At 35.4% G+C, this 11,063-nt stretch carries 10 protein-coding genes; 3 read left to right on the top strand and 7 right to left on the bottom strand.

What is annotated here, in order from left to right:
* Positions 1-85: 85 nt before the first annotated feature.
* Together IPP61_07175 and IPP61_07170 are read right to left on the bottom strand one after the other, a co-directional pair.
* Complete coding sequence (locus IPP61_07175) at positions 86-721, bottom strand: response regulator transcription factor (GenBank protein ID MBL0324948.1); 636 nt, start codon at positions 719-721, stop codon at positions 86-88.
* Between the two features lie 133 nt (positions 722-854).
* Positions 855-1,448, bottom strand: coding sequence for a hypothetical protein (locus tag IPP61_07170; GenBank protein ID MBL0324947.1), 594 nt, complete (start codon positions 1,446-1,448; stop codon positions 855-857).
* 189 nt (positions 1,449-1,637) lie between these two features.
* Between IPP61_07170 and IPP61_07165 the strand changes: the two genes are divergently transcribed.
* Positions 1,638-3,503: a hypothetical protein gene (locus IPP61_07165; GenBank protein MBL0324946.1), complete on the top strand. Its 1,866-nt coding sequence runs from the start codon at positions 1,638-1,640 to the stop codon at positions 3,501-3,503.
* Positions 3,504-3,572: 69 nt separating this feature from the next.
* Here IPP61_07165 and IPP61_07160 read toward each other — a convergent pair whose 3' ends face one another.
* From IPP61_07160 to IPP61_07140, 5 genes are all read right to left on the bottom strand, one after another.
* Positions 3,573-3,953: a hypothetical protein gene (locus IPP61_07160; protein MBL0324945.1), complete on the bottom strand. Its 381-nt coding sequence runs from the start codon at positions 3,951-3,953 to the stop codon at positions 3,573-3,575.
* A 195-nt stretch (positions 3,954-4,148) separates the two neighbouring features.
* Positions 4,149-4,769: a cupin domain-containing protein gene (locus tag IPP61_07155; protein MBL0324944.1), complete on the bottom strand. Its 621-nt coding sequence runs from the start codon at positions 4,767-4,769 to the stop codon at positions 4,149-4,151.
* A 72-nt stretch (positions 4,770-4,841) separates the two neighbouring features.
* Positions 4,842-5,687, bottom strand: coding sequence for a helix-turn-helix transcriptional regulator (locus tag IPP61_07150; protein MBL0324943.1), 846 nt, complete (start codon positions 5,685-5,687; stop codon positions 4,842-4,844).
* A gap of 71 nt (positions 5,688-5,758) precedes the next feature.
* Positions 5,759-7,603: a sensor histidine kinase gene (locus IPP61_07145; GenBank protein ID MBL0324942.1), complete on the bottom strand. Its 1,845-nt coding sequence runs from the start codon at positions 7,601-7,603 to the stop codon at positions 5,759-5,761.
* A 91-nt stretch (positions 7,604-7,694) separates the two neighbouring features.
* Entirely contained in the window at positions 7,695-8,348 is a 654-nt protein-coding gene (locus tag IPP61_07140; protein MBL0324941.1) for a response regulator transcription factor, read from the bottom strand.
* A gap of 205 nt (positions 8,349-8,553) precedes the next feature.
* Here IPP61_07140 and IPP61_07135 point away from each other — a divergent pair, with 205 nt between their 5' ends.
* Together IPP61_07135 and IPP61_07130 are read left to right on the top strand one after the other, a co-directional pair.
* Entirely contained in the window at positions 8,554-9,570 is a 1,017-nt protein-coding gene (locus tag IPP61_07135) for an RHS repeat protein (protein ID MBL0324940.1), read from the top strand.
* 517 nt (positions 9,571-10,087) lie between these two features.
* Positions 10,088-11,062: a ThuA domain-containing protein gene (locus tag IPP61_07130; GenBank protein ID MBL0324939.1), complete on the top strand. Its 975-nt coding sequence runs from the start codon at positions 10,088-10,090 to the stop codon at positions 11,060-11,062.
* The last annotated feature ends 1 nt before the right edge of the window (position 11,063 follow it).

Below are 11,063 nucleotides of genomic sequence, written 5' to 3'. Positions count from 1 at the left end.
AACAAAAATTCTTTTAAGAAGGATGTAATATTTCCTTTCTAAGGAATTTTTTATTTAAATGTTAAACCCTACTTTTTTAACACTTTTAAAGTAATATCTCAGGATAATCGCCACAATATTTTACAAGCATTGCGGTATTTTTGAGATTAAGTTTTGACAATACGTTTTTGCGGTGTGTGCTTACGGTCAGCGGACTCAAAAACAGTTTTTCAGCTATTAAATCGTTGGTCAAACCATCAATTATTAATTTAATGACTTCTTTTTCACGCTTTGTCAGATCAGGTACATATGCCTGATTCGGTTTTCGTCCGGCCACTCCCAAAGCTAAAATTGTAGTGATTTCGGGACTCATGTAAATCTGCCCATTCATAACCGTTTCGATGGCATTTTGTAATTCTGCAATTCCCAGGTTTTTCACCACATAACCGTCCATGCCGCTTCTGAGGGCTTTTTTGATGGTGTTGTAGTCATTGAGCATCGTCACGGCAATTATTTTGATGTTTGGAAAATCTCGTTTGATAATTTCAGTGGCTTCAATGCCGCCCATTTGGGGCATCTCCAAATCCATCAGAATCAAATCTACCTTTTGATTTTGGCAGAGTTCTATTACTTCTTTGCCATTTTTGGCATCGCCGACGATGTGCACGTCTTCTATTCTCGAAACGAGCATAGTGAGCCCTTCGATAAATAAAGTATGGTCGTCGGCGATGAGGAGGTTCATATCAATTTTTTTATTTTAATATTTCAGTTTGAAAAATCATCCGGAAGGTTGACTTTCGTTCCAATATTAAAAATACACTTTCTATTTCAAAAATAGTAAACATTAAATCCAAAAACATTGGTTTGGATAAGGATTAATCTTTAAGCCCCAAGTATGCTTTTACCGCTTTGTAATCTCTCAAGTCAAGGCCTTTCAGTCTTCCACCAGCTACCGCTGGAATAATGATGACGCGATACCACATATTTCCTCCGGTTATTTCTGAATAGAATTTTTGTGGGTCAACATTTTTGGCAAATGTAGTATAAAGATTGACATAACTTTTATCAGATTTTGAAGCTCCATAAGAAAACCAGACATGGTTATCATCAAAAACGTAGTCATAAGGTAATGCGTTTATTACCGATTTGTCTTCTTCATAGGTATCATACACTAACACAATACCTTTATTGAGGTCGGCCTGAGATATTTTTTCGATCCCACCATCTGTTAGTGATCCTCCCGTGGTTAATGTTGCTGGGTCATAATTTTTTATCAAGATGTTGTTGTCTGATTTAATCCATTCAGTGGCAATAAAATTAATTTTTCCTGCGGGGCCAGCGGGGCCGGCGGGTCCTTGTGTGCCAGCTGCCCCTGGTGTACCAGCGGGACCGGGCTCGCCTTGAGGGCCTTCACAAGAACTAATAATAAATACAAATAGAATTAGAAATGAAGAAAGAATAGTTTTCATGGTAATTGTTTTTTAGTTATATGCAAAATTCTGACTTTCAACATTGTCAAAAATCATCCAAAAACAGTATATTAAAAAATACCCCAAAAGGTGTAGTTGATTACATTTTCGAAATCGTAAATTTGGTTTTTAGTCACTGATGGTTTGTTGACTAAAAGAATTAGTGTAAAACAACCCGGCCATAAATTAATGAAGTCTTTCGCCCGTAAACTGGTTTTTCTGTTTTTTGCTTTTCATTCTCTCTTTGCCCAAAAAAGCCAAAGCATTGAGGTATTTTATGTAAAAGATTCCAATGCCAACTTCACGATTGATAGCCTGGAAGCAAAAAGTAAAGCGTTTAATGTTTTTGAAAACTCCCGGCTGAGCTATGGTCATGAAAATAAACCTCATTGGCTCAGGATTACAGTCACCAATACTGACACGATAGCTCAAAAGAAACTGCTTGAAGTGGATTATGCTTTTATTGAAGAAGTAAACTTGTTTTTGGTACAAAATGGCAAAATCATCTATAAATCAGATACCATCGGCTGGAAATATCCGTATCGGGACCGATTTTTCAAGCATCACAATCCTGTTTTTCCTATAAGTCTGGATGCCAAAAGCTCTCTGAATGTGTATGTTAGAATCTATCGAAGGTATATTTCGGTGATACCTCCGGTAAGGCTTTGGGATGAGCCGGATTTTTATCAAAACGAAATCAACCGGAAGTTTAATTGGGGAGTTTTTGCCGGCATTTTGCTGATTACCATCACCTTTGGATTTATCACTTTTCTGTTTTTAAAAGAAAGGGTTTACCTTTTGTTCTCTCTCTATGTCTTGATGGCATTGATTTATGCACTGATAGACAAGGGGTTTTTCTTTGAATATTATAATGACGGTTTTCTGGGTCTTTACAAAAAAAACGTGCGGCAGTTTTTCATGAATCTAAATATTCTTTTTACCCTTCTTTACGTAAAAGAGTATTTATTTCCCCGATACAAGTTTCGGTCCTGGTTGCTTTATATGTATAGGTTATGCATATTTTTATGTTTTTTGGCCATGTCATTTCTTTGGTATGAAAGATATGCTGCAGAAAACAACATTCCTATTACCGAACCCTCCAGTCTCATTTATCCTTTCTCCTTTTTATCGCCGATTATTTTCAGTTTCTTTCTGGTTTTTTATAGTTATTTCAAAAAAATCGACCGGGTTGCAAGCAAATTTTACATGATTGGAGCTACTCCTATCGTACTTTTTTCGGTTTTAACCAATGTCAGGCATTACGGATTAATTCCTAATTTCTGGTTTCTGGATACGGAGGGTGCCATGGTCTCTTTTGTTTTTGATGTAGTAATCTTATCGGTGGGTTTGGGTTACAGGTATAAAATTTTGAGGGTTGAAAAGGAAAAATTGCTGGATGAGAAAAAACAAAGTCAGCTTTTGGTGTTTGAAAAAGGGCTAGAATTGCAAAATCAGGAACGTAGCAGACTGGCCAAAGAATTGCACGACGGCCTGGGAATAGATATTTCCATCATAAAAATGAAACTGGAAGCCCTGGGCTTGGATCTGGAGAAAAAAGGCGTAAAGGCAAGAGCGTTTGACGAAACCATTGCCAATCTCGACAGCGTAGCCAGCAATGTCAGGAGTTTTTCACATAGCATAATGCCTCCTGATTTGGAAAAAAATGGGATTGTGTACGTGCTGGAAAGTCTGGTGCAAAGTCTGCAAAAGCTAAACACCAACATTGAGATTAACTTTACATCCAATATCACCAAAAAACTTAAGGATGACCTTTCTCAAAATCTGTATTTTATAGCTAAAGAATTGATAAACAATGCCATAAAACACTCTGGTGCGAGTATAATTGATGTGGAATTAATGCACGAAAATCTCCAGATTGAGTTGATTGTTTCTGATAATGGTGGCGGCTATGATTTTGACACTTCAATTATGAAAGATGGATTAGGATTGGAAAGTATCAAATCGAGGGTAAGTTTACTAAATGCGGCACTTACCGTGGTAAGAAAACCGGGAGGTGGAGTTATGCACAAAATCAGGATTTCTGAAAACATTTAAATTGAATTTAAAAAAATGACCCCGAAAATCACTTTCGGAGCCATTATTACCCTACCATTATAAAAAATATCATTTACAAATCTCCAGGTCCATTTTCACATTAAATGCACTCCAGTTCATTTTGAGAGAGGTTTCGGTATAACTCTCAATGTCATATTCCCAGCCTGTTTTTGACTTTTTGTTGTAGTCAAGCACATTCGTTAAAACTATTTTCTTTTTATTTGAAGAAATAGCCCATTTACCGGTATCGTTAAATTTCCCTCCTTTTGATCCTTGCTCCCAGGTGCCATCAGATTTGAAATATTGAGAAGCAATAGAACCGGTTCCGGCCTTGGCACACCACCATTTATCAGCAATTTGTGAGCTTGGGTCTGGGGTGCTTTCCTCTTTGCTGCATGCTGACATTGAAAGAATTAGAATAATGCTAAAAAGCTTAATTAGGGTTTTCATGAGGTTATTATTAAATTTAATTTGTTCAAAAAACGTAAAGAATTGAGCTTAAACAATTGAAATTTTATTAAAAGGAAAACATTTTTATTGAGAATAAACCAGTGGTTGATTTTAATAAAATGATTCACTTAAATTTGGAAATTATCAGATAAAAATTATATATTTTATTTATTATTAACAAGTTACGAACTAATTTTAGAGAAAGACATGTGCCGGTGGTTTCAAGATCCATCGAATGGCTTTTTGCGAAAACAATGGTGCATCAGCCAGCCAGGTATCAAAACTTGGTCCCAATCTGGCCAATTGAAAAAGCACTTTGGGCGATTTGGAACCATACTCATCAATAACCGGATACAACTGACTTAATCCATAGGCAAAATATGCAGGCATGGTGGGTTGCCTTTCATTTTTATCGTTTAGAATTACCTCCTGAGCGGTCTCATTAAAGGGTTTATGAGGCGTACCTTTCGGTATCAATATACTTTCCCCGGCTTTTAAAATTCGCTTTTGACCATTTATAAGTAAACTCAATGTTCCTTTTTCTATGACAAAATATTCATCAAAATTTTGGTGAATATGCTCAAGGGGACCTGCGGCAAATGGCTTTAGAGTTACCCTAAGATAAACATTGTCTTTACTGAGTTTTTTTACTTCAATCTCCATTCCTTCTTCCATACTAGAAAAGTGCTTGTTTTTTGAAAAATAGGATTGAAAATCAATGGTTTTTGCGGGAAGAAGCTCATTAAAAAGCAGGCCTCCTCCTATAAAGAAAATCAAAATACCGGCAGCAACGTAAAGGATAAATTTTTGAATCATGGCTATAAAATTGTAACTTTTATACTACAAAATTATGGCTCTTAATTGCTCAAATATTGTAAAAAATGAAACTCATAAATAAATAACTCTGGAGGTGATCGGTAGAGAAAGGTCTTTAAATTCCTTAGGAGTAAAGCCGGTCATTTTCTTTATTTGGTGTATAAAGTGCGGTTGATCAAAGTAATCTAAATCATGTGCCAGAGCCGCAAAATTTTCGATTTTTGAATCGCCCTGAAGCATTTTTATGGCCCGACTCACTTTGAATATAGTCTGCAGACTTTTTAAATTTACACCGGCATGAGCTCTTAAAATTTTGTTGACATATTGTTGAGAGTATCCTGTTTTATCAACCAGTTCATTGACCTTAAGGTTATTTCGGAATTTTATCAGATTTATAAAATCTTGAGGTAAGGTATGAAAATCAAATTTCGATTGCATTTCCAGAAATATTTTCTCCAGCATCATAATTCTACTCTCGCAGGAATCGGCCTCTCCCAACTGGTCATAAATTTTTTCAAAAACACTTTTATTGATTAATTCGGCATCTATAGCCTGGTTTTTAAATTCCTCAATGGGCATTCTTATAAATGGATAAGCTCCGCCAGGTTTAAAAATTACGCCTACCTGCTGGTGAATATCTTCAAAGGAGTCGTATTTCATAGAAATGAAGTTGGTAAATACCCCGGTAAATATGCAGCGTTTGACAGGTAAATGAAAATTGCCACTATTGCTCGACACGGGCTTTCCAAAGTTGAATAGCAAAAGGCAGGATCCATCTGGAATGATGCGTTCTTCTCTAAAGTCAGGATTGCCGTTGCTTGCCCAAAACAAATCTATGTACGAATCAAGCGATGGTGCGGGTTTCTTAACAAAGAAATCCATACCATTATTAATCCTTATTTTGGCGGGAAAATCCATTTTGCAATACTTTGAATTTCTGCAATTTAAGGGATTTTTATTTTTAGAAATTGTAAAAAATGAAACTCCGGTTAATATTCCTTAAAAATTTTAATAGCGGTACCTTCAGAGCCTGAAGAAATACTTAACTCGCCACCAATCTCTTCTGCACGGGTTTTCATGTTATTGAGACCATAAGATTCAGTGACTTTATTTTGCTGTAAATCAAAGCCTTGGCCATTGTCAGATATTTTCAATTGATAGTTTTTTTCAGAAAATTCACCTGTAATTTTAACTAAATTTGCTTGGGCGTACTTCTGCGTATTATTGAGTGCTTCCTGCAGAATTCGGAAAAGATTCAGGCCCTCAATCGGTGTTAAGACGGTATCATCACCACTGATTTCCATATCCACCTTAAAGCTGTTTTCATCAGTAAATTTCTTGACAAATTCCTGAATTCTGGATTTCAAATTAGCTACCGAAATTTCGGTGTTATAGGTAGCCCATATCGTATCTCGTAAACTCTGGGCAGCCAGCCGTACTTCCTCCGAGATGTTCTCTAATTTTTCAGGTTTAAGTTTTTGATTTTCAAATAAATAAAAGGCATTGTCGAGGCTGGTACTTACCACCGTTAGCTGACTTCCCACACTGTCGTGCAGTTCTTTTGCGATACGTTGGCGTTCTATTTCTTTAGCAGAAAGCAGTTTCTTCTGGTTTTCTATTTCAATGTTTTTGAGTTTTTCGGTTTCTGTTGCTTTCGATTTTATGGACGATATCCGCCACAAAAGTCCACCCGTTATAAGTATACCTAAAAAGCCCAAACTTAGTGCGATGATCCAGTTCTGTTTTTGTGCTATTTCCAATTGTGCTTCATTCAGTTTGGCTTCTTTTTCGGAGGTTTTAAATTTTGCTTCATACTCAGCCATTTTTAAATTGTTTTCGGCAGAATATAGCGAGTCACTCAATCGGTGACTTTCATTTTGATAAAAATCTCCTTTAAGAAACTCGTGTTTTGCAATATTATATCTAGATAAGGAGCTATTAACTAGCATTTTGGCATACCTGTCATTTATCCTATCAGCGTATTTTAATGCCTCGAATAAATAATATTCGGCTTTTTTATAATCTGCCTTTTCGGTATAAAGTAAGCCTAGGTATCTATTATTGTCTATTAAATTTTCATAATAATTGTTTTGTTTAGAAAGTTCAATAGATCTTTTAAGACTAGTTTCTGCTTCATTTACTAACCCTAATTTTTTTTGCAGATGACCTCGAATCATCAGGCTATACGCATAACGTCTTATTTCGTTAATTTTCAAATAGGCCTCTGGTAAATTCTTCGAATACCGATAAGCATTTTTTATGTCATTTAAAGCAATGTAATTATTTGACAATAAATCTTTAATATCAAGACTTTTCATACTTCCCTTTGGATAAAAGTCAATGATGGTCATCAATACTTCGTTTGACTTAGGGATATTACCCACTAAATAGTAAATAACAGCATGATGCCTTTTACAATCAGCAATACCAATCTCATTTTTAACTTTTTGGTAGTAAATCGTGGCACTATCTAAATAAGTCTTACCAGTCGTGAAATCGCTCAAAAAGCTATATTTTATCACGCCAATTTGCTTATAAACATTGGCTAGTTCTTCAAATTCTTTTAAGGACTTAAAACCAGTTTTGGCTTTTTCTAGTACAAAAATAGCTGAATCATACTGAGCTACGGCTGTATAATAAATAGAATAATAATAATCTGAAAGAGATACTTCATGACTTGTTTTGGCTGACTTTTTTAAGATTTGAAGCGAATTAATATTTTCGGGAAACTCCGAATTCTTAAGTCTTTCCACCTTACTGAGATTACTTGTGAAATCATTTTGACTCCAAACGTAATTGCTAATAAAAAACATTAGAAAAAGCTTCCATCTCATATCGATAATTACTTTTGAAGGATTAGATGTAAAAACGAAATTTAATTAATTCAATGATTATATATAATCTGCGATACATTATTGGCTCATATTATACCCACTTATTTTTTTGTGCCACAGCTACCGCTTCCAATTTTGAATGCACCTGAAGCTTGTGATATATATTTTCAATATGTTTTCTAGCAGTTTTAGCGGAGATAAAAAGCTGGTCGGCTATCTGGTTATAATTGTTGCCTGCTGCTACTTTCTCAAGTATTTCTATTTCTCTTTTCGACAAATTATAAGATTCGGGACTTAGATAAGATTCGGTTTTTTGACCCACAACTTCCTGACTACGAAGCATTTTAAGGGTTTTCATGGCTATAGTGGGTGACATCGGGGCTCCGCCTTCCATCAGTTCTTCTATGGCTGCTACTATTTTTGAGGGTTTCTCGTCTTTGGTCAAGTATCCAGATGCCCCTGCTTTTATGGCCTCAAATATTTTGTCTTCACGATCCAGCACGCTCAACATCATGATTTTGATACTTGGGAAAAGCTCTTTTATTCGCCTGGTGGTTTCAATGCCGTCAATTTCTGGCATTTCTATGTCCATCAGGAGCATATCAGGTTGGTGATTGTTGAGTTTATCCAATGCATCATGACCACTGTTGGCTTTAAACAATATCTGCACTTCATCAAATATCGAGAGATTTTGACTGATGTTTCGCAGCAAAGTAGGGTTGTCGTCAACCAGGCCGATAGTAATCATGGAATAAGTTTTTTACAAAAATACAAGATTACAAATATTACAATCAATAAGGCAAATGTCGTATTTAGAAATTTATCCAATGGTAACCAGTAACAAAAAAATAGGGCAAATGCCTTATTGAAGTGGTAGTTACGTAAAACTAATTTTGAAACCAAAATGAGATTAAGAAAATTTTCTAAACAACCAAATCTTGGATATAACCATGAAACAATTATTTAGCATAATTCGGAATGCCAAATTTTCTATTTATTCAGTTTGCCTTTTATTGGTTTTTTCTGCTTGCGAAGAAGAAGAAAAAACGCCTTTGAATACAAATGAGATTCCTGTTGTCAATACTGCTAAAGACCCATGCCAAGTTAGCATAGCGAAAAGTACCTCAATAATAAATGGAGTTGAAGGTGAGGTTGAAGAAACAGATTATGCATTTAATAAAGCAACCAACAAACTTACAGCCACAAAAAAAAGTAAAAAATTTGGTACCACGACGGCTACTACCTATAGTTTTGATGCTAAAAATCGACTAATCGAAGAAAATGGTGCTTTGGGTTATCGAAAATATTCTTACAATAATGACGGGAAGCTTTCGGAATTTGCTATTGATATGCAAGGAAGCGGTGGTTTGAAAATCTATAAGTATAATTATAAGAATGCCACAACTATCGAAAAACATGAATACGGGAATTCTGTAACAGATGCTAATTTGAAGCAAACATGGATTTTTACAATAGATGCAAATGATAACGCAACAAAAGTTGATTATTTAGTTTTTGCCAATGGGAAATACTCGAGAAGCTCTTTAAGTAATTACAATTATAATGACAAAGGGCAATTGCTTTCATATACCGTTCAGACTGGCCCCACAACTTCTTATTCCTATCGGTATGAATATGACGCCGCCGGGAATAACACCAAAGTATTTTCTAAATTAAATGATGCTGCTGAAATTATTACAGAGGAATACTCTGAATTTTCGAATATTCCTATACCAAAAGTGAGTTTTGCAGAATGGGAGTTATTAGTAAAAGAGCCATTTAGTTATGGCAAAATCCTTTCAAATACAGGTCTTATTATAAGTTATTCAAACGGTTTGAAAACCAGTGAGTTTTCAAGAAAATATGAATATAATTCCAATAATATTTTGATAAAAACTACCGAAAAATATACCTATAAAGGTGAGATAGAAGAAAAAATCAAAGAACGAACCATTAAGTGTCAATAAATAGAATTTGAAGTGAATTCTCAACAAATCCTTGAAAATTTAAACAAGGACAAATTAAATATCTGTTTGAGAACATTTTGATTGCCAGAATTGAATAATAAAGTAAAAATATTTTATAAAATCTTATTAATGAGCTTATTGTAGAAATGTTTATTAATCAATTTCAAAAAAAATATAGTTAAAATGAAAATAATTTTGCTCATATGTAGCGTAATTTTATTTACCTCCAGTGAGGAGTTCAAAAATATAGTTAAGCCCCATTGAAATGGCAGTCGAAATATTGATAAAAATACTAAGAGTCTAATTTTCAATTATAACATCTCTTCTTTCATTTTTGAAGACATCTTTCTTTTTTGCTTAATGGATTTTTTTAATAGAGCAATTACCAAAAAAAAGAACTTTTCAATAGATTTTTGAATTTTTACTGCGATTATAAAATTTCGTTTTAATCATTGAACAAGTTCGAATAAATTCTATATTGTAACTTTATTTCAACCAATTTTAAAAAACACTAACGATGAAAATCAAAATCTTCCTTTTCATTTTTGCATCCTTCTTCATATTAAATATTTCTAAGGCCCAAACCAAAAAAAAACCAATCAAAACCCTCATAGTTGACGGTCAAAACAACCATAATCATTGGCCAAAAATTACCTATATGATGAAAAAAGACCTGGAAAAAACCGGTCTTTTTAAAGTAGATGTGATGCGTAGTGCTTACACTTGGGGCGAAGATACATTGATGATAAAAGAATTTACAATAAATGGTATGCCTGCCACTGAACCCAACAAAAAGCCCATTCCGGATCCTAATTTTGCTCCTGATTTTTCTAGATATGACTTGGTAATCGTAAACTTCGGTTGGAATGCCGCTCCATGGCCCGATGCCACAAATAGACGTTTTGAAAGCTTTGTCAAAAAAGGAGGTGGCGTAGTGATCGTTCATGCCGCCGATAATTCATTTCCTGCATGGCCTGCCTACAACCAAATGATTGGCTTAGGAGGCTGGGGCGACCGTACCGAAAAAGATGGGCCTTATGTATATTATAATGACAAAGCCGAATTGGTAATAGACAACTCGCCGGGAAAAGCGGGTTCGCATGGTCCGCAACACGAATATACCATACAAATCAGAGACCCGGAGCATCCTGTCACCAAAGGAATGCCCACAAATTGGCTGCACGCCAAAGACGAATTGTACGACAAGCTTCGTGGTCCTGCCCAAAATATGAAGATTTTGGCCACAGCCTACTCTGGTAAAGAGCAAAAAGGCACAGGCCGGCACGAGCCCATGCTCATGGCCATCGACTATGGCAAGGGAAGGATTTTCCACACACCTATGGGTCATGCCGATTATTCGGTTGAATGTGTGGGTTTTATAACCTGTTTGCTGCGTGGCTCGCAATGGGCTGCAACTGGCAAGGTAAGCATACCCATTCCGTCTGATTTTCCAACAGAAACTAAAACAAGCTCGAAGGCTTTTGTGAAATAAA

Source organism: Cytophagaceae bacterium (genome assembly GCA_016722655.1).
Classification (GTDB): domain Bacteria; phylum Bacteroidota; class Bacteroidia; order Cytophagales; family Spirosomataceae; genus Leadbetterella.
This window is presented reverse-complemented; position numbering and strand designations above follow the sequence as displayed.

Coding starts and splice junctions, on each gene's coding strand:
- IPP61_07175 (MBL0324948.1), bottom strand. CDS start 721: ATGAACCTCCTCATCGCCGACGACCATACTTTATTTATCGAAGGGCTC.
- IPP61_07135 (MBL0324940.1), top strand. CDS start 8,554: ATGAAACAATTATTTAGCATAATTCGGAATGCCAAATTTTCTATTTAT.
- IPP61_07130 (MBL0324939.1), top strand. CDS start 10,088: ATGAAAATCAAAATCTTCCTTTTCATTTTTGCATCCTTCTTCATATTA.
- IPP61_07170 (MBL0324947.1), bottom strand. CDS start 1,448: ATGAAAACTATTCTTTCTTCATTTCTAATTCTATTTGTATTTATTATT.
- IPP61_07165 (MBL0324946.1), top strand. CDS start 1,638: ATGAAGTCTTTCGCCCGTAAACTGGTTTTTCTGTTTTTTGCTTTTCAT.
- IPP61_07155 (MBL0324944.1), bottom strand. CDS start 4,769: ATGATTCAAAAATTTATCCTTTACGTTGCTGCCGGTATTTTGATTTTC.
- IPP61_07160 (MBL0324945.1), bottom strand. CDS start 3,953: ATGAAAACCCTAATTAAGCTTTTTAGCATTATTCTAATTCTTTCAATG.
- IPP61_07145 (MBL0324942.1), bottom strand. CDS start 7,603: ATGAGATGGAAGCTTTTTCTAATGTTTTTTATTAGCAATTACGTTTGG.
- IPP61_07150 (MBL0324943.1), bottom strand. CDS start 5,687: ATGGATTTTCCCGCCAAAATAAGGATTAATAATGGTATGGATTTCTTT.